At 56.8% G+C, this 19,894-nt stretch carries 14 protein-coding genes and 1 CRISPR repeat array; of the genes, 9 read left to right on the top strand and 5 right to left on the bottom strand.

Annotated elements, in window-relative coordinates:
* Positions 1–141: 141 nt before the first annotated feature.
* Entirely contained in the window at positions 142–1,098 is a 957-nt protein-coding gene (locus V1603_RS10675; RefSeq protein WP_395313894.1) for a VirK/YbjX family protein, read from the top strand.
* Here V1603_RS10675 and V1603_RS10670 read toward each other — a convergent pair.
* A complete protein-coding gene (locus V1603_RS10670; RefSeq protein ID WP_116340994.1) occupies positions 1,095–2,753 on the bottom strand; it encodes an ATP-dependent endonuclease in 1,659 nt (552 codons plus the stop codon). The two genes, V1603_RS10675 and V1603_RS10670, sit on opposite strands and share 4 nt — an antisense overlap.
* 291 nt (positions 2,754–3,044) lie before the next feature.
* Between V1603_RS10670 and aqpZ the strand changes: the two genes are divergently transcribed.
* The 4 genes from aqpZ to hcr all read left to right on the top strand — a co-directional run bounded on the left by aqpZ (position 3,045) and on the right by hcr (position 7,586).
* Positions 3,045–3,740, top strand: a complete 696-nt coding sequence (gene aqpZ / locus V1603_RS10665) for an aquaporin Z (RefSeq protein WP_014831264.1) — start codon at positions 3,045–3,047, stop codon at positions 3,738–3,740.
* A 170-nt stretch (positions 3,741–3,910) separates the two neighbouring features.
* The gene (locus V1603_RS10660) at positions 3,911–4,810 is read left to right on the top strand and encodes a lysine exporter LysO family protein (protein ID WP_116340996.1); all 900 of its coding nucleotides are present in this window, start codon (positions 3,911–3,913) and stop codon (positions 4,808–4,810) included.
* 144 nt (positions 4,811–4,954) lie between these two features.
* Complete coding sequence (gene hcp, locus V1603_RS10655; protein WP_395313893.1) at positions 4,955–6,607, top strand: hydroxylamine reductase; 1,653 nt, start codon at positions 4,955–4,957, stop codon at positions 6,605–6,607.
* A 10-nt stretch (positions 6,608–6,617) separates the two neighbouring features.
* Positions 6,618–7,586 carry an NADH oxidoreductase gene (gene hcr, locus V1603_RS10650; protein WP_395313892.1) on the top strand — a complete coding sequence of 323 codons (969 nt, stop codon included), beginning with the start codon at positions 6,618–6,620 and terminating at the stop codon, positions 7,584–7,586.
* An 85-nt stretch (positions 7,587–7,671) separates the two neighbouring features.
* Positions 7,672–8,420: direct repeats of the CRISPR family, unit length 28 nt; unit sequence TTTCTAAGCTGCCTGTACGGCAGTGAAC.
* Positions 8,421–8,584: 164 nt separating this feature from the next.
* Here the strand turns inward: hcr and V1603_RS10645 are convergent.
* Complete coding sequence (locus tag V1603_RS10645; RefSeq protein WP_166710612.1) at positions 8,585–9,019, bottom strand: DoxX family protein; 435 nt, start codon at positions 9,017–9,019, stop codon at positions 8,585–8,587.
* A 152-nt stretch (positions 9,020–9,171) separates the two neighbouring features.
* On the opposite strand from V1603_RS10645, the gene poxB reads away from it, so the two are divergent.
* The 4 genes from poxB to V1603_RS10625 all read left to right on the top strand — a co-directional run bounded on the left by poxB (position 9,172) and on the right by V1603_RS10625 (position 14,482).
* Entirely contained in the window at positions 9,172–10,890 is a 1,719-nt protein-coding gene (gene poxB, locus V1603_RS10640; protein WP_116341004.1) for a ubiquinone-dependent pyruvate dehydrogenase, read from the top strand.
* Between the two features lie 38 nt (positions 10,891–10,928).
* The gene (ltaE, locus tag V1603_RS10635) at positions 10,929–11,930 is read left to right on the top strand and encodes a low-specificity L-threonine aldolase (RefSeq protein ID WP_233002265.1); all 1,002 of its coding nucleotides are present in this window, start codon (positions 10,929–10,931) and stop codon (positions 11,928–11,930) included.
* A 10-nt stretch (positions 11,931–11,940) separates the two neighbouring features.
* Complete coding sequence (locus V1603_RS10630) at positions 11,941–13,380, top strand: SDR family oxidoreductase (protein ID WP_233002264.1); 1,440 nt, start codon at positions 11,941–11,943, stop codon at positions 13,378–13,380.
* A gap of 88 nt (positions 13,381–13,468) precedes the next feature.
* On the top strand, positions 13,469–14,482 hold the full coding sequence (locus V1603_RS10625; protein ID WP_116341168.1) for an NAD(P)-dependent oxidoreductase: 1,014 nt from the start codon (positions 13,469–13,471) through the stop codon (positions 14,480–14,482).
* Between the two features lie 115 nt (positions 14,483–14,597).
* Here the strand turns inward: V1603_RS10625 and V1603_RS10620 are convergent, their stop codons facing one another.
* The 3 genes from V1603_RS10620 to V1603_RS10610 form a co-directional block, all read right to left on the bottom strand.
* Entirely contained in the window at positions 14,598–16,424 is a 1,827-nt protein-coding gene (locus tag V1603_RS10620; RefSeq protein WP_395313891.1) for a glycoside hydrolase family 19 protein, read from the bottom strand.
* 131 nt (positions 16,425–16,555) lie between these two features.
* Positions 16,556–16,996 carry a type III secretion system invasion protein IagB gene (iagB, locus tag V1603_RS10615; protein ID WP_116341012.1) on the bottom strand — a complete coding sequence of 147 codons (441 nt, stop codon included), beginning with the start codon at positions 16,994–16,996 and terminating at the stop codon, positions 16,556–16,558.
* Between the two features lie 108 nt (positions 16,997–17,104).
* Positions 17,105–19,810 (bottom strand): glycosyl hydrolase family 18 protein, encoded by a 2,706-nt coding sequence (locus V1603_RS10610; RefSeq protein ID WP_395313890.1) that lies wholly within the window; start codon positions 19,808–19,810, stop codon positions 17,105–17,107.
* Between the last annotated feature and the right edge of the window lie 84 nt (positions 19,811–19,894).

The following is a 19,894-nucleotide window of genomic DNA, read 5'->3' as shown; positions in this document are numbered from 1 at the left end:
TTCTGGCAATAATAAACGTTGATTCTATCTAAACGACTCCTTAACGAAACCCCCGTTCTCCGAAATCACCTTAATTTGTTTACAAGACGTTGATATTTCCCCTGCTGAAATAGCGGTATTCCAAAAGACTCAGGATTTATCATGTCTTCTATCGTCGATACACCTCTTTCAAACCTGACGCAGCCGACATCCGGCTGGCAGCTCTTCAAAAACCTGGCGTTCGGTAAGATCGCGCCCGGCCTTGCATGGCAGAACCCCGCCTATCGCCGTAAGTTCATGCTGCGTTCGCTGGCAACGCCCATGAGCACGTCTCGCCTGTTAACGAACCTCGCTAAGCAGCCTCGTCTGATGCAGATGTTGCAGGTGCAGCCCGGTCTGCCGTGTCGGCTTCACCGTCCCTGGCTGACGGTGAAAATGGACCGCCAGCATGCGCTGGAATCCCTGAACTGGCACTATGAGGCCATGAGCCGACAGCTTCCGGCCACGCTCCTGAAGGGCTATCTTTCGACGCAGGGGACTACGCTGCTGACCTTAACCGGGAAAGATGACCAGCCATTTACCGTCCGCCTGTGTGCCGATGCGTTCCTGGATAAAGAGGGCGAGGCCACCCTCACCTTCTGCAACGGTCAGAATACAGTGCTGGCGGAGCTAACCTTTACGCTCTGCCAGTTTGAAGGAAAATCGACGCTGTTCATCGGCGGTTTGCAAGGCGCGAAAGCGCATGTTCCCCATGAGCAGATCCAGAAAGCGACGAAGGCCTGCCACGGCCTGTTCCCGAAACGCCTGCTGGTTGAAGCCGCCATGACGTTCGGCGCCGCATTCCCGGTCGCGCAGATTGTTGCCGTCAGTAACGCCACCCATATTTATCGCAGCTGGCGCTACCGCAAGAAAAAAGAGGGGAAACTGCTGGCCGATTACGACAGCTTCTGGAGTTCCCTCGGTGGGGAAAAACAGGATAGCGGCCACTTTATGCTGCCGCTTGCCATGTCGCGTAAACCGATGGACGAGATTGCGAGCAAAAAACGTTCTGAATATCGCCGCCGCTACGCGCTGCTGGATAGCCTCATTCAGCAGGTAGAACAGGCAACCCGGCGTTAATCCGCCCTTCCGCGTGCCAGCCACAGCACGCGGGAGAACATTTTCCGCAGCAGCGTCGGAACGGCCTCCACGCCCCGCCTTCCCGCTTCCGTCGCCACTTCAATGGCTAAATCCGGTTTCGACGAACGGTGAATAGCTTTGGCGATCACGCGCCGCATGTTCATTGGTACGTCGATCGGCACCATCGCAATGCGGTGGAATACGTCGTCAAAGCCCTGACGGTACATAAAATGCTCCATGTCCATCGCGGGCAGCATCGTTAAGTGGTCGCGCTCTTCTTCGCGCTCGTTGTTCAGCAGGCTGCGCACGGTTGAGGCATATTTTTTCCCCGCCTCGTCACCGTCCACCAGCACATGCCATTCAATCCCCATTCGGCGGGCAAATTTTATCAGCGGTTTTAATCCCGACTGGGCAAATTCGATGACCTTAATGCCCTCTGCATCAAAATGGTGGCCGCACTGGCGCGCCAGTTCGTTGATGACCCAGGTTTCCGTTTCCCCCTCAACCAGCAGCCAGCAGCGGGCAAAGAGCGACGAAGCGCGATTAAAGCGGATGTGAAACGCGATACGCCGCCCGTCTTCGGCATTCATCCCGCCGGGTCCGAGGCGGTACGCGGATACGCGGGAGGACTCGCGCACCAGACGGCAGATGTGCTCCACCGGCGTCAGCGATAGCAGCTCACCGGAATTGGTGGTGGTAATCCGCTGGAGCGGCAGCAGATTCAGCAGGTGCCACGCCACGGAGAGCATGATGGGGTGCAGGCGCGTTTCCGGGTCTTCCACCAGCAGCAGCGGCCGGGCATCCCGGTCAAGACGCACGGTGCCCTTCGCCTGCAGAAGCGTTGAAAACAGCCCCAGTAATATCACCCGATGGGTACGCCCGCCGGGCCGGTCAATCATCCTGTTGATGATGTCGAGATAGCGCCAGCTGCGCTGTTCATCATGAGAGCGGCGGCGCATCAAACGATGGCGGGACTCCGACGTGCCCTGCTCGGAAAAGTAGTGCTCCAGCAGTTGCACCATCGCGGACAGCCCCTGACGAATTTGACCATCGGTAAGATTCTGCGGACGCGACACCAGCTCTCGCGCCAGAAAATCCAGCTCGCGGGCGGTGACTTCCACTTCCGGCATGTTCGGTACGGTGCCGTTACGAATACGGCGCATAAAGCGCGCATCGCGCAGGCGTAACACCGGCGTCAGGCGGATCAGATGACGCGCAAGATCGTCGATATTCTCCAGCGGGATCGGGTTGGCTTTCTCATCGAGGAATTCACGCAGGGTCAGCACCCCCTCGTTTTCCGCCATCTCCCCTTCCAGACGATAGAAAATCCGGTGGAAACTATCGTCGCAGGGCACCCAGCAGGGCGACAGCGGACGGAAGCGACGCACGCGGTGACGGCCGGGCTCGGATTCGCGGAACGTCAGGATGATATGCAGATGCTTCTCGCGGCCCGTCACGTCGCCGGGCGGGAACCAGAAATCATCGTGAACAAAGTGGTACAAATCATCTTCGGGTGAAAGCAGCAGCGTCAGCGCATCCAGCAGGCTGGACTTACCCCACGCGTTCTCGCCGATCAGGACGTTGTTCTGCTCCAGCTGAAGCGACAGGCGGTTAATACCGCGAAACCCGACAATTTCCACACGTTCGAGAAGCATAAATCCCCCGCGAAATGATCACTTTTTCCTTTAAGTTATCAGCAGTATAGCGGCAGGAATCCTGGCACGACAGCAGAACATTCATCCTTGTGAGATTTGAACTATGCTCTATTTACCGCTGACTTGAACAAGGATTGACATCACATTGCCTTAAATCAAATTAATCGAATTTATTTAAGTGGCGAAGGGGTGTTGTTGGTTTTTAAAATACGGGCTCTTTGAGTCGTCATCCCTTTATGGCGATATATCCCGCGCGCGGGAAAACGCGTGGAAAATAATTTTGAGGTGGTTATGTTTAGAAAATTGGCAGCAGAGTGCTTTGGTACATTCTGGCTGGTATTTGGTGGCTGCGGTAGTGCCGTTCTGGCAGCAGCATTCCCGGAATTAGGCATTGGTTTTGTCGGCGTCGCGCTGGCGTTTGGTTTAACCGTATTAACCATGGCGTTTGCCGTAGGGCATATTTCCGGGGGTCATTTTAACCCGGCGGTGACATTAGGTTTATGGGCGGGCGGCCGTTTCCCGGCGAAAGAGGTTATTGGCTACATCGTGGCGCAGGTGGTTGGCGGTATTATTGCGGCGGGCGTTCTGTACGTCATTGCCAGCGGTAAAGCGGGCTTTGACGCAGCGGCCAGCGGCTTCGCCTCTAACGGCTTCGGCGAACACTCTCCGGGCGGTTATTCCATGCTGTCTGCCATCGTCATTGAAATTGTGCTGACCGCAGGCTTCCTGCTGGTGATCCACGGCGCAACCGACAAATATGCGCCAGCAGGTTTTGCGCCTATTGCCATCGGTCTGGCGTTGACGCTTATCCACCTGATTTCTATTCCGGTCACCAACACCTCTGTTAACCCGGCGCGCAGCACCGCGGTGGCCATTTTCCAGGGCGGCTGGGCGCTTGAGCAGCTGTGGCTGTTCTGGGTGATGCCGATCGTCGGCGGTATCCTGGGCGGCGTGCTGTACCGCACCCTGCTGGAAAAACGCGATTAATCTATCCCTCCCTCTCCCCGTGGGAGAGGGCCGGGGTGAGGGCAACAGGCCGCACATACAAGCCGGGTAAGGCGCAGTCGCCACCCGGCTTTCTTTTGCCGCTTTACTGAATAGCCTTTATTGGGTAGTGTCTCTGGCGCTTAACGAATACTCAAAAGGACCGGCTGTTCATGTTTTCAGGACTCCTCATTATTCTGCTGCCCCTGATTGCGGGCTATCTTATTCCGCTGCGTCATGAATCGGCCTTAAAGCTTATCAACCGTTTTCTCAGCTGGATTGTTTACGTCATTCTGTTCTTTATGGGAATCAGCCTGGCCTTCCTGGATAATCTGGCGACGAATTTACTTTCCATCCTGCATTATTCTGCGGTCACCGTGGTGGTTATTTTGCTGTGCAATATTGCCGCCCTGCTGTGGCTGGAACGCACTATTCCATGGAAAAATAATCACCACCAGGAAAAGCTGCCCTCCCGAATTGCAATGGCGCTGGAATCATTAAAGCTCTGCGGCGTCGTGGTGCTCGGATTTCTTCTGGGCCTTACCGGATGGACATTTTTACAGCACGCAACAGAGGCCAGCGAATATACCCTGATCTTCCTGCTGTTCCTGATTGGCATTCAGCTGCGAAATAACGGCATGACGCTGAAACAGATCGTCCTGAACCGTCGGGGAATGATCGTTGCCGTTATGGTTGTCGCCAGCTCAATGGTGGCGGGCGTCATTAATGCCTTTATTCTCGATCTGCCTCTGAAGACCGGCCTGGCGATGGCCTCCGGGTTCGGCTGGTACTCCCTCTCCGGTATTCTGCTGACCGAATCCTTCGGCCCGGTCATCGGCAGCGCCGCCTTCTTTAACGATCTGGCGCGAGAGCTGATTGCCATCATGCTGATCCCGGGTCTGGTTCGCCGCAGCCGCTCAACGGCGCTGGGCTTGTGCGGCGCGACGTCGATGGACTTTACCCTGCCGGTCCTTCAGCGTTCAGGCGGGCTGGAGATGGTGCCCGCCGCCATCGTACACGGCTTTATTTTAAGTCTGCTGGTTCCGGTTATGATGGCCTTCTTCTCCGCCTGATACTTCTTTGGCGGTAGGTTTCCTGCCGCCAAAATTGCGCTAAATCAATCTCCCCCTATTTTGTAGCAGAAAACCCTTTTCACCGTTCAGGCACAGGCATAACCTTAAACATGTATATCAAATATAACTTTAACAGGTGTGATTATGTTTTGTGTGCAATGTGAACAAACCATCCGTACTCCGGCAGGCAATGGCTGCTCTTACGCACAGGGTATGTGCGGCAAAACCGCAGAAACATCAGACCTGCAGGACCTGCTGATTGCTGCCCTGCAAGGCCTTTCCGCATGGGCGTTCAAAGCCCGCGAATACGGCATCGTCGACCATTACGTTGACAGCTTCGCCCCGCGCGCCTTCTTCTCCACGCTGACCAACGTTAACTTCGACTCTCCGCGCATCGTCGGCTATGCCCGTGAAGCGATTGCCCTGCGCGAAGCGCTGAAGGCGCAGTGCCTGAAGGTGGATGCTAACGCTCATGTGGACAATCCTATGTCAAAGCTTCAGCTGGTGAGCGACGATCTGGGCGACCTCCAGCGTCAGGCGGCAGAATTCACCCCGAATAAAGACAAAGCGGCGATTGGCGAGAACATTCTCGGCCTGCGCCTGCTGTGCCTGTACGGCCTGAAAGGCGCTGCGGCCTATATGGAGCACGCGCACGTGCTCGGTCAGTACGACAATGACATCTACGCTCAGTACCACAAGATCATGGCGTGGCTGGGTACCTGGCCTGCCGATATGAACGCCCTGCTTGAGTGCTCAATGGAAATCGGCCAGATGAACTTCCGCGTGATGAGCATTCTGGATGCCGGTGAAACCAGCACCTACGGCCACCCGACGCCAACGCAGGTCAACGTCAAGGCGACCGAAGGCAAGTGCATCCTGATTTCCGGTCACGACCTGAAAGATCTCTACAACCTGTTGAAGCAGACCGAAGGCACCGCTGTTAACGTCTATACCCACGGCGAAATGCTGCCGGCGCACGGCTACCCGGAGCTGCGTAAATTCAGGCATCTGATCGGTAACTACGGCAGCGGCTGGCAGAACCAGCAGGTGGAATTTGCCCGTTTCCCTGGCCCTATCGTGATGACCTCTAACTGCATCATCGACCCGACCGTGGGCGCGTATGACGACCGCATCTGGACCCGCAGCATCGTCGGCTGGCCGGGCGTGAGCCACCTCGAAGGCGACGATTTCGGTCCGGTTATCGCCCAGGCGCAGCAGATGGCAGGCTTCCCGTACAGCGAAATTCCGCACCTGATCACCGTCGGCTTCGGTCGCGAGACGCTTCTCGGCGCCGCTGATTCGCTGATCGATCTCGTCAGCCGTGAAAAGCTGCGCCACATCTTCCTCGTCGGCGGATGCGACGGCGCGCGCGGCGAACGTAACTACTTCACCGATTTCGCCACCCGCGTGCCGGAAGACTGCCTGATCCTGACCCTGGCGTGCGGTAAATACCGTTTCAACAAGCTGGACTTCGGCGACATCGAAGGCCTGCCGCGCCTGATCGATGCGGGCCAGTGTAACGATGCCTACTCGGCCATTATTCTGGCGGTCACGCTGGCGGAAAAACTGGGCTGCAGCGTCAACGATCTGCCGCTGTCCCTCGTGCTCTCCTGGTTTGAGCAGAAAGCGATTGTCATCCTGCTCACCCTGCTCTCTCTGGGCGTGACCAACATCGTGACCGGCCCGACCGCGCCAGGCTTCCTGACGCCGGACCTGCTGGCCGTGCTGAACGAGAAATTCGGTCTGCGTTCAGTCACCAACGTTGAAGATGATATGAAGCAACTGCTGAGCGCGTAAGGAGCTATTCATGACCATGCCAACCTCACAATGTCCGTGGCGGATGCAGGTTCATCACATCCATCAGGAGACGCCGGATGTGTGGACGCTGTCGCTGCTCTGTCACGACTACTATCCGTACCGTGCAGGTCAGTATGCGCTGGTCAGCGTCCGCCATTCGGCGGACACTCTGCGCGCCTACACGATCTCCTCCACGCCGGGCGTGAGCGAGTACATTACGCTCACCGTCCGCCGCATTGATGACGGTGCCGGCTCGCAGTGGCTGACCCGTGACGTGAAGCGCGGAGATTACATCTGGCTGTCCGACGCCCTGGGGGATTTCACCTGTGACGACAAGGCAGACGATAAATTCCTGCTGCTGGCGGCGGGCTGCGGCGTAACGCCGATTATGTCGATGCGCCGCTGGCTGGCGAAGAACCGCCCGCAGGCCGACGTGCAGGCGATCTTCAGCGTGCGCTCTCCGGAAGACGTTATTTTCGCCGAGGAGTGGCGTGATTATCCGGTGACGCTGGTGGCGGAACATAACGCGACGCACGGCTTTGTGCCCGGCCGCCTGAGCCGTGAGCTGCTGCAAAGCGTGCCGGACATTGCGAACCGTACCGTAATGACCTGCGGCCCGGCGCCGTACATGGATATCGTGGAGAAAGAGGTGAAAGCGCTCGGCGTAACCCGTTTCTTTAAAGAGCAGTTCTTCACGCCGGTGGCGGAAGCGGCAAGCAGCGGGATTCAGTTCACCAAGCTGCAGCCCGCGCAGACCTTCTTTGGCCGCGTGGGCACCACGCTGCTGGAAGCGCTGGAAAGCAACAAGGTGCCGGTAGCAGCGGCCTGCCGTGCGGGCGTGTGCGGCTGCTGTAAGACGAAAGTGGTTTCCGGGGAGTACACCGTCACCAGCACCATGACGCTGTCCGACGCGGAGATTGCCGAGGGTTACGTGCTGGCGTGCTCGTGCCATCCGCAGGGGGACCTGGTCCTCGCATAAACGGTAAACGTTCGATCGCAGGCCCGGTAAGCGTCAGCGCCACCGGGCTTTTTGTCGGATGATACTGCGTATACCCGACCTGGATTGTGCGGGCTGCTTGTACGGCAGTGAACGAGAATGGCAAAATCGCCGCAGCGGTAACGATTTTCTAAGCTGCCTGTACGGCAGTGAACGATAATTTCAGGCCATGTCTTGGTGCGCAGCTTTTCTAAGCTGCCTGTACGGCAGTGAACCGTTTCGTGTGTGCATCCTGGTTTTCTCCTGTTTTCTAAGCTGCCTGTACGGCAGTGAACCTTGATATCCATTTAGCCAAAAAGCTCTCTGTTTTCTAAGCTGCCTGTACGGCAGTGAACGGGTTAAGAGTTGGTGTTGTAGAAGTCATTGATTTCTAAGCTGCCTGTACGGCAGTGAACGAAACCGCGTAATTGTGGTTGCCATCAGAAACTTTCTAAGCTGCCTGTACGGCAGTGAACGATACTCACATCGAAGGTGTGCTGGAGTGGAGCTTTCTAAGCTGCCTGTACGGCAGTGAACATTTAGCGCTAAAGCGTCAATGAGTGATTCCTTTTCTAAGCTGCCTGTACGGCAGTGAACTCGTCGACGTTCTGGAAAAGGAAATCCGCACATTTCTAAGCTGCCTGTACGGCAGTGAACTGCCCGCGTTGCCTGGGCGAAGGCAAGGGGGATTTCTAAGCTGCCTGTACGGCAGTGAACCTTTTCGCCCCGGCTACCGCAAACCGTGCTTCTTTCTAAGCTGCCTGTACGGCAGTGAACTCAACATCGTTGCCGAACTGCTTACGCACGGATTTCTAAGCTGCCTGTACGGCAGTGAACTGGAACAATCTACACCTATAACCTTGTCAGATAAAGAATTCCCCTAAAAATTCCCCTTAAACCCTTTTTTACCACTTACAATTCAACGTAATAAAATCAACCACTTAAAACCCACCAATAAAAAAGGGTCCGTAGACCCCTTCCTTCATTCCAGCATCCAACTTTCACCGCCACGCCGGACCTTTCCCCAGCGCAAACCGCCCTGCCCCTAAAAACGCCACCGCCAGCGAGCCAATAAAGAAGTACACCAGGCTTTCAATCGCCCATGCGCCGACCTTATCGAGCGCGAATGTCTCATCCATTCCCACCATCAGCCACGCCACGATCATCGTAAACGCCAGCACCAGCGCGGCCGGGCGCGTGAAGAGGCCGACAATAATCAGTATCGGTGCCACCACTTCACCAACCAACACGCCGTAAGCGATAAACCCCGGCAACCCTTTCTCCGCCAGCATGCCACTGATAAAGCCCACGCCGCCGAAAAGCTTGTGCAAACCGTGAAACAGCATCAGCCCGCCGACGGTAAGTCGTAACAAGAGTTTGCCAAAATCGTCGTGCGACAGCTTTTCATTAACAGCAATTAACAATGATTTAACCATTTGAAATGATTCCTGTTTCCATCCAAGTGATGACCAGATTATGCTGAATAATCGCACAGGAAAACCACCTTTAATTAAGGGGTATAGAGCAGGCAATACAGTGACTTTCTTCTAAGCTTGTAAGCGATATCACAAAAAGGAGACGGACAACCATGAAACAAACCGTGGCTGCATACATAGCGAAGACCCTTGAACAGGCAGGTGTAAAACGTATCTGGGGCGTAACCGGCGATTCCCTGAACGGGCTTAGCGACAGCCTCAACAAGATGAAGACCATCGAGTGGATGCCCACCCGCCATGAAGAGGTCGCCGCCTTCGCCGCGGGTGCCGAAGCGCAGCTCACCGGAGAGCTGGCCGTGTGTGCGGGCTCGTGCGGGCCGGGCAACCTGCATCTGATCAACGGCCTGTTCGACTGCCACCGTAACCACGTGCCGGTGCTGGCGATTGCCGCCCATATCCCCTCTTCCGAAATCGGCAGTGGCTATTTTCAGGAGACGCATCCGCAGGAGCTGTTCCGTGAATGCAGCCACTATTGCGAGCTGGTTTCATCCCCGGAGCAGATCCCGCAGGTGCTGGCGATCGCCATGCGCAAGGCCGTGCTGAACCGTGGTGTGTCAGTTGTCGTTATCCCCGGCGACGTGGCGCTCAAGGCCGCGCCGGAAGGGGCCAGCACCCACTGGTATCACGCCCCACAGCCCGTGGTAACGCCTGCCGAAGAAGAGCTGAAAAAGCTGGCGCAGCTGCTCCGTTACTCCAGCAATATCGCCCTGATGTGCGGCAGCGGCTGCGCGGGCGCGCATAAAGAATTACTTGAGTTCGCCGGTAAGCTCAAAGCGCCGATCGTCCACGCCCTGCGCGGCAAAGAGCACGTGGAATACGACAACCCCTTTGATGTGGGCATGACCGGGCTTATCGGTTTCTCCAGCGGCTTCCACACCATGATGAACGCCGACACGCTCATTCTGCTCGGCACCCAGTTCCCGTACCGTGCCTTCTACCCGACGGATGCCAAAATTATTCAGATTGATATCAACCCGGCCAGCATCGGCGCGCACAGTAAGGTCGATATGGCGCTGGTGGGCGATATCAAATCCACCCTTGCCGCCCTGCTGCCGCTTCTCGAAGAGAAAACCGATCGCAAGTTCCTCGATAAAGCCCTGAGCGATTATCGCGACGCGCGCAAGGGGCTGGACGACCTCGCTAAACCGAGCGACAAAGCCATTCACCCGCAGTATCTGGCGCAGCAGATCAGCCATTTTGCGGACGACGACGCCATTTTTACCTGCGACGTCGGCACGCCAACCGTCTGGGCGGCGCGCTATCTGAAGATGAACGGCAGGCGCCGACTGCTCGGCTCGTTCAACCACGGCTCGATGGCCAACGCCATGCCGCAGGCGCTGGGCGCAAAAGCGACGGCGCCGGAGCGCCAGGTAGTGGCGATGTGCGGTGACGGCGGGTTCAGCATGCTGATGGGGGATTTCCTGTCGGTAGTGCAGATGAAGCTCCCGCTGAAAATCGTGGTCTTTAACAACAGCGTGCTGGGCTTCGTGGCGATGGAGATGAAGGCCGGAGGCTATCTCACGGACGGCACCGAGCTGCACGACACCAACTTTGCGCGCATCGCCGAAGCCTGCGGCATCACCGGTATTCGGGTAGAGAAAGCCTCCGAGGTGGATGAAGCCCTGCAGCGCGCTTTCTCTATCGACGGCCCGGTACTGGTAGATGTCGTCGTCGCCAAAGAAGAGCTGGCCATCCCGCCGCAGATCAAGCTGGAGCAGGCCAAAGGTTTTAGCCTCTACATGCTGCGCGCCATCATCAGCGGGCGCGGTGACGAAGTGATCGAACTGGCAAAAACCAACTGGCTCAGGTAAAACATTTCGCATGACCTCTTAAACTAAAGGGATGTGAAATGATTGATTTGCGTAGTGATACCGTTACCCGCCCGAGCCGTGCCATGCTAGAAGAGATGATGGCCGCCCCGGTCGGGGACGACGTCTACGGCGATGACCCGACGGTCAACGAACTGCAGCGCTATGCGGCAGAGCTGAGCGGCAAGGAGGCCGCCCTGTTCCTGCCAACCGGCACGCAGGCGAACCTGGTGGCACTGCTCAGCCACTGCGAGCGCGGTGAAGAGTATATCGTCGGCCAGGGCGCGCATAACTATCTCTACGAAGCTGGCGGTGCTGCCGTGCTCGGCAGCATTCAACCGCAGCCGATTGACGCCGCACCGGACGGCTCCCTGCCGCTCGACAAAGTGGCGGCGAAAATCAAAGCCGACGATATTCACTTCGCCCGCACCAGGCTGCTCAGCCTCGAAAACACCCACAACGGCAAAGTTCTGCCGCGCGAGTACCTGAAAGCGGCGTGGGAATTTACCCGCGAGCGAGGGCTCGGCCTGCACGTTGACGGCGCGCGTATCTTCAACGCCGTGGTGGAGTACGGCTGCGAACTGAAAGAGATAACGCAGTATTGCGACTCGTTCACCATTTGCCTCTCAAAAGGTCTGGGTACACCGGTGGGCTCCCTGCTGGTCGGCAATGCGGACTACATCAAGCGCGCCAACCGCTGGCGTAAAATGACCGGCGGCGGCATGCGTCAGGCCGGCATTCTGGCGGCCGCGGGGCTGTACGCGTTAAAAAATAACGTGGCGCGCCTTAAGGACGATCACGACAACGCCGCGTGGATGGCGACGCAGCTGCGCGAGATCGGCGCAGACGTGATGCGTCACGACACCAACATGCTGTTCGTTCGCGTGGGCGAAGAGCACGCTGCTGCGCTGGGCGAATTTATGAAAGCGCGTGGCGTGCTGATCAACGCCTCCCCGATCGTGCGTCTGGTGATGCATCTCGACGCGAGCCGCGAACAGCTGGCGGACGTGGTGAAACACTGGCAGGCGTTTTTACAGCGCTAAGGAGCATCACGTGCCGCAACGCATTCTGGTGCTTGGCGCCAGCGGATATATTGGTCAGCATCTCACCTCTGCGTTAAGCCAGCAGGGGCATCAGGTGCGGGCAGCGGCACGCAACACCGAGCGTCTGCAAAAACTCACTTTGCCAGGCGTGACCTGTCACAACGTCGATCTCAACTGGCCGAAGGAGCTTCCCGCGCTGCTGGAAGGGGTAGACACGCTTTACTACCTGGTTCACAGCATGGGCGAAGGCGGCGATTTCATCGCCCACGAGCGGCAGGTGGCGATGAACGTCCGCGATGCCCTGCTGCAAACGCCGGTGAAGCAGGTGATTTTTTTAAGCTCGCTTCAGGCGCCCGAACACGAGCAGTCCGATCACCTGCGCGCCCGCCAGCTGACGGCCGACACGCTTCGCGGGGCGAATATTCCCGTCACCGAGCTGCGCGCCGGGATCATCGTTGGCGCGGGTTCCGCCGCCTTCGAGGTGATGCGCGACATGGTCTACAACCTGCCGGTGCTCACGCCGCCGCGCTGGGTGCGTTCGCGCACCACGCCGATTGCGCTGGAGAACCTGCTGCATTATCTGGTGGCCCTGCTGGATCACCCGACAGAGCAACACCGCGTGCTGGAAGCCGCTGGCCCGGAGGTGCTGAGCTATCAGGAACAGTTCGAACACTTTATGCGCGTCAGCGGACGCCGCCGCTGGCTTATCCCCATCCCCTTCCCGACCCGCTGGATATCGGTGTGGTTTTTGAATGTGATCACCTCGGTTCCCCCGACGACCGCGAAGGCGCTGATCCAGGGGCTGAAGCACGATCTGCTGGCGGACGATCGCGCGCTGCGCGCGTTGATCCCCCAGGAATTGATCCGCTTTGACGACGCGGTGCGCCATACGCTGAAGGAAGAAGAGAAGCTGGTGAACTCCAGCGACTGGGGTTACGACGCCCAGGCCTTTGCCCGCTGGCGGCCCGAATACGGCTATTACCCGAAGCAGGCGGGCTGCACGGTAAAAACCTCTGCCAGTCTCCACGCGCTGTGGGAGGTAGTGAACCAGATCGGCGGCAAAGAGCGCTATTTCTTCGGCAATATCCTCTGGCAAACGCGCGGCGCGCTGGATCTGCTGGTAGGCCATCGTCTGGCGAAAGGTCGTCCTGCCGCCCCATATCTCAACGTGGGCGATACGGTCGACAGCTGGAAGGTGATCATCGTCGAACCGGAAAAACAGCTGGCGCTGCTGTTCGGCATGAAGGCTCCGGGCCTGGGGCGGCTCTGCTTTACGCTCAGGGACAAAGGCGACCACCGGGAACTGGACGTTCGCGCCTGGTGGCACCCGCACGGGATGCCGGGTCTGTTCTATTGGCTACTGATGATCCCCGCGCACCTGTTTATCTTCAGGGGGATGGCGAAACGCATTGCGCAACTGGCAGAACAAAAGACGAAAATAACTCAATAAAACCCTCTTTCTTTCACCTTTCCCATTGCAACACATCGTAATTCACGAAAGAATGCGCACGAAATTCTTTTCAACACAGTGGATTGATATGAAGGTACTGGTTACCGGGGCGACCAGCGGCTTAGGCCGAAATGCGGTCGAATTTCTGCGCAACAAGGGCATCAGCGTCAGGGCCACCGGTCGCAACGAAGCGATGGGTAAACTGCTGCAAAAAATGGGCGCGGAGTTCGTCCATGCCGACCTGACGGAGCTGGTCTCCTCGCAGGCGAAGGTGATGCTCGCCGGTATCGACACGCTGTGGCACTGCTCCAGTTTTACCTCCCCGTGGGGAACCCAGGAAGCCTTCGATCTCGCCAACGTGCGCGCCACGCGTCGTCTGGGCGAATGGGCCGTCGCCTGGGGCGTGCGTAACTTTATTCATATCTCGTCACCGTCACTCTATTTTGACTATCACCACCATCGTGACGTGCAGGAAGATTTCCGCCCTGCTCGCTTTGCCTGTGAGTTTGCCCGCAGTAAAGCGGCCAGCGAAGAGGTGATCGACCTGCTGGCCCAGTCAAACCCGCACACCCGTTTTACGGTCCTTCGCCCGCAGAGCCTGTTCGGGCCGCACGATAAGGTGTTTATTCCGCGCCTGGCGCAGATGATGCACCACTACGGCAGCGTGCTGCTGCCGCGCGGCGGTGATGCGCTGGTGGATATGACCTATTACGAAAATGCCGTCCACGCAATGTGGCTGGCGAGCCAGCCAGACTGCGACAAGCTGATTTCCGGGCGCGCGTATAACATCACCAACGGCGAACCCTGTACGCTGCGCAGTATTGTGCAGCGGCTGATTGATGAACTGCAGATCGACTGCCGTATCCGTTCCGTGCCCTACCCGATGCTGGACATGATCGCCCGCAGCATGGAGCGTTTTGGCAGTAAATCCGCCAAAGAGCCTGCGCTGACGCACTATGGGGTATCGAAGCTCAACTTTGATTTTACGCTGGATATTTCGCGGGCGGAGAACGAGCTGGGGTATAAGCCGATTGTGACGCTGGATGAAGGCATTATGCGCACGGCGGCATGGTTACGGGATCACGGGAAGCTTCATCGCTAGCGTTTTGCCCGCCTGCAACAGCACCGTACCGTCCCCTCGCCCCTCCGGGGAGAGGGTTAGGGTGAGGGGAAAGTGCAAATACTAAAACGGCAACCTTTCGGTTGCCGTTTCGCTTTTACAGAGCCGTCCAGGCATCAGCCCATGCCAGACCTGCGCCTGGTTCATAGTATGCCGGGGCGTTGTTACACCAGCCGCTGTACGGGAACGGTTTGCACTGGAACAGTTTACCGTGGTTGTTCACGATATCACCTGCGTTGTACTTGCTGTTCGCGCTCCACGCCGGGTAAGAGCCGGAAGTGCCTTCGTCCTGAGACGGGGTCGCTTTCGCCTTCACGTTCAGCAGATATGAGGTGGTGCTGCTCAGCTCGCCATCGCTGACGGTCAGGCTCACTTCAATCTGCTGCGCCGTTGCGGACTCAGGTGCAGTGAAGGTCACTACCGCTTTGTCTTCGCCGGTCACGGTCTGGCCGTCCTGAGAGCGCCAGGTATAGGTCAGCTTATTGCCGTCGGCATCGGTAGAACCTTCGGCGCTCAGAGAGACCTGTGCGCCCGCGTCAACAGCCCCGATTGGACCCGCAATATGCGCAACCGGTGCATGGTTTGCCACTACAGGCTCTGCCGGGGTTTCATCCGGCGTCGGCGCTGGTGCCGGTGCCGGCGTTTCATCTTCGGAAGGCGCTGGCGTTACCGGGGTTTCGTCCGGCGTTACGGCAGAGCCGTCATCGTTTACGATATTGACGTTATAGAACTTCTGCACACACTTGGTGTAGTCACCGTCTTTAAAGGCGCTGAACGGCGTCTGATAGCCCACCAGCTGGCAAGAGTAGGTCTTACCGTCCGGTGTATCAGCGCTCCATCCCCAGTCCTGTTCCCAGTAAATCTTCAGGGCACCGGCACCGTATTCGTCGAACTGCTTCATGTTGGCGCAGCCCAGCACTTCATTGGCCGGAACGGGCACTTTCAGATAGTTCGCGAACTCTTTGTAGTACTTGATACGGTTCTGCGACTGGGCAATTTCAGTCGGGCCGCCGCACTCTACGCCGCCGTTGATGATCTGGGTGGTCACGCCGAAGCCAGGGACCAGACCGTTGGCTTTATCGTGATCGTTCGGCTGCCACGTGCCGTCGATAACCTGCAGCATGCTTGGTTTTGGCGGCTGTGGATAGGCGAAGAAGAAGATTGCACTCGCCAGGTTCAGCCAGGTGTCCGCCACCAGCTCAGGTTTGTCGAGCAGCGTACGTACGTCGCCGTACATCGCTTCAGAGAATGGACCGTAATTGTAGTTGTAGGACAGCTGCTTCGCACCGCGACCGAAGTAGCTCAGGAAGTCGCCGTCTTTGTCTTTACCGCACGGCCAGGTCTGGCCCTGCCAGACGTCCGGGTTACATTCGCCGTTATAGCCGCCCTTCTGGCCTTCGCTCCAGCCCATTTCACGCACGTGCACCAGCGCCTGACGCCATTCGGCTTCCGGACGCCAGCTTTCGTGACCGCCGGTTTCCTGGGCAAAGTGAGCAAACATGGTTGCCAGCTCTTTGCGGCAGATCGCGTCGCTGTCACGGCCGTCGTTGTAGGTCTTACACAGCGCCGGGAATTTACCTACCGCTTTCAGGAAATTGCTGTAGGTGTATGCCTGAGCACGCAGCGGGAACAGGTATTCCCAGTCGCTGGCTTTCACAATCCCTTCAACGCGCTTCACGTTTTCCGGGTTCGCCGCGCGGCCTGGTTCAATCAGTTCAACCTGAGCGTTGTCCAGAGTCTTGATGGTCTCTTTAACGGAGGCCATCAGCGGGAAATCCGTCAATTCCTTCTCTTTCTTCGCCAGATCGCTGGCTTTCATGGTGTATGGTTCACTGGTGGTCGCCTGCAGCGAGGCAGCCTGCGCCATAAACGGTGCTACGCATGCGCCGGCAACGAGTACACTCAGTAACGTCCTTTTATTCATTTCAGTATTCCTGTTAATTGAAGTTAAAGATAAATCCCGGCTTATGTATTAATCCATTAATAAATAAACCACAGACAGCTGTTTTCACTTTTCGAAGAACACCCTCGGGAATTCTTCAAAAATAAAAAACCTTAATATTGCGCCGCTAATTTCAACTGTTGATATTTTTTCCAGACCTTATGCGCATACTTCATTCGCTGCGGATAATTCTCTTTTTTTAAACCGGCGTTATAGGCACCTACCGCTTCCCAGTTATAGCCGTACACCTTGATCATCCCTGAAAGGATGGAGGCGCCGACCATGATGGAGGTACAGGGTTCGGTCATCAGCCGATATTCGTCAATGCCTCTGCTTTCCAGCTCCGTAAAATGTGTACTGTTAATCTGCATCAGCCCGACATCACGCGTGCCGTCATGATTTTGCCCAACCGCATACGGATTCATACCGGATTCAACATTGGCTATGGCATACAATAAATACGGATCGACATGATAATAGTGCGCTGCTCTGTCCCAACAATTTGCCAGTGCGCTTTGGCTTATTATCAATAACAACAATATTACCTTTTTCATTTTTACCTGCTGTAAGCGTCAGTGATTTCTCCTTAGCAACATCCTGTAAAATGAATTTTGAATCACTCACCATCCCTCACGGGGATGGTGAGTGATTATCGGGCCAGATTATTTGCAGTCTGTTGAAGGACCTTCTTTCACCCATACATCGCTGTTAGCCGGGTTATCACCGCGAGTCCACCATTTGGCACGGTAAACGTTGCCCTCGTAGGTGGTGGTATCACCGCCGTTGTAGACCAGGTCAGAACGCCAGTTCATCTTCACGTCGCTGACCAGTTCCCATGCGTCCACACCGAAGCCAGGCTGGTTGCCCTGCGTCCAGTACTTCGCTTTCCACACCAGATGGTCGAAGCTGACGGTATCGCCATTGTTGTAGATTTTGCTGGCATCCCACGCGGCATACTTGCTGGCGTTAGCATCAACAGGCGCGTCGCAGCTGCCGGTTGCAGAGCCTTCGTCAGAAGGTGGTGTAACGTCATCAGCCGGAGGAGTAACGTCGTCCGCTGGAGGCGTAACATCGTCAGCAGGCGGCGTAACGTCAGCCGGTTTCGGATTCACGGTCACCTGGACGTTAGACTGCACGCTGGTTTTACCATCCGTCACTACAACGCTCAGCGTGTAGGAAGAGGTATTGTTCACCTCTGGCGCAGTGATGCGAACGTTCGCAGTATCGGTACCCGTTGCGTTCATATCAGCCGGTACGCTCCAGCTGTAGGTCAGCGCATCGCCATCAGGATCGGATGCCTGTGCATGCAGAGAAATCGCTTCACCGGACTGAACGGTGACGGCTTCCATTGCATTGATTACCGGAGCCTGGTTAGCTTTAGGTGCTTTGTTAACTACCTGTACGTCGACAGCGTTGCTCAGCCCTTTCGCGTCGGTCACAGTCAGGCGGAAGACCATATTTTGGTCGCTGGTGACGGCCGGCACACTGAAGCTGGCTTTCGCGCTGGTGCTGTTTGCCAGGGTCACGGTCGCACCGGAAACCTGCGTCCATTTGTAGGTCAGCGCATCGCCGTCCTGGTCGCTGGATGCAGAGCCATCCAGGGTAACAGTAGCCGGACCAGTCACGGTCATGTCGGTTGCAGAGGCGACCGGTGCATGGTTGGTCACAACAGGATCAACTGGCGTTGAACTGCCGCCGAGCAGGCTTTCGTTCATAGCGTTCAGGATATCCCCGTTATCGGATTCGATAGACCATGCGAACAGACCACCCAGGTTCTTGTTCATCACGTATTTGCCTTTCGCATTGACGGAACGGGCGTTATCGTATGTCACCAGCTCACCGGTGGATTTGTTGAACACGTACGGGGCTTCTGCTGCTTCGTCGTATTTGTATTCCCAGCCTGGTTTGCCCAGCATCTGGTTTACAATCTGACGGTAGTCAACGATACCGTTTTCCCAGGTGCCTTTGACTGGGCCAGTCGCGGTACCAGTGAATGGATTGTCACCCGTGTAACCGTGAACGCCGGTCCAGCCGCGGCCATACATAGCCGCACCAACGACGATCTTGCCTGGCTGTACGCCCTGCGACAGCATCTCTTTCACAGCGTTATCGGTGGTGTAGTTGGTATCTGGTTTCCAGGAAGCACCGTACAGTGCGGTCTGGTGGCCCAAATCGGTATTGCTCCACGCGCCGTAGAAGTCGTAGCTCATCAGGAAGATATGGTCGATGTACTGCTGCGCGGTGTTGTAGTCCACGTCTTCGATCTTATCTTTACCCGCACCGATTGCGGTGGTCAGCTCGTAAGTACGGCCAGTTTCCGCAGACAGTTCGTTCAGCATCTGACGCAGGTCGTGCATCAGCGCGGTGTAGGTCGCTTTATCGGTCTGCGGATTACCCAGCTTGGCGTTTTCACCGCCGCCGCCCGGGAATTCCCAGTCGATATCCACGCCGTCGAACACTTTCCAGGTGGTCAGGAAGTCCTTAACGGACGCAACGAAGCGGTCGCGCAGCACTTTGTTATCCATCTGATAGAACGGGTCAGACAGAGTCCAGCCGCCTACGGATGGCAGAATTTTCAGGTCAGGATGGGCTTTTTTCATCGCCATCAGCTGGCCATAGTTGCCTTTGTACGGCTCGTCCCAGCCGGTCACGCCCTGCTGAGGTTTCTGCAGCGCAGCCCACGGATCGTGGATCGCCACGGTGTAGTCCTGACGGCCCTGGCAGGCGCGTTTCAGAGACTCCAGCGCGCCGGAAGATTTGGCGCTGTCGTTAATGCCGTCGCCGCCACAGATTGGAATGAAGCCGTACAGCAGGTGGTTGATGTTCGCGACAGGAATTTTGTCCGCAGAGAAGTTACGGTCGTAAACGCCCCACTCAGGGAAGTAAGCGCCAACCACTTTATCGGTGTGCTGCGCGAAGGTTTTGTTGTTTTCCAGCAGCGGGGTGTTCAGCGGGAGCAGGTGGCTTCCGTCGGTATCCGCCACGATGATCAGCTTGCTGGCGCTCCTGGTGCAGCCGCTGTCGTTACACAGTTCAACCTGCTCCTGGTAACGACCCCCTTTCTTCACTTTAAAGGTCGCGAAACCTGCGGCACTACCCGCACCGGTCCAGACGGTTTTGCCGTCCAGCAAGACTTTTGCAGACGTTGGAGCATCACCGCTCCAGACGTTCCACTCCACCTTAACGTCAACGCCATCTTTGTGTACTTTGACAAGGTTGTTATAGTCCTGCGCGGTCTGATCCACTTCTACCAGCGCAAATTTATCATTGCCCGACGTAATAGAAGGTGTACCTGGCGCCGCTGCAAATACTGAGCTTGTTGCGGCTGCAACAAAAAGCGCCAGATATTTAGGCTTCATAAATTTCATTTTTATTTCCTGATAAATTTATTCGTAACGTTAATAATCCATGTCTTCCTTGAGAGCATGGGATCTCTTCGCGTAATGCGTATT

The sequence above is a fragment of the Enterobacter sp. ECC-219 genome (assembly GCF_043966805.1).
GTDB classification, from domain to species: Bacteria; Pseudomonadota; Gammaproteobacteria; order Enterobacterales; family Enterobacteriaceae; genus Enterobacter; species Enterobacter cloacae_N.
The sequence above is the reverse complement of the archived record's forward strand: the minus strand, read 5'-3'. Positions and strand labels throughout refer to the sequence as shown.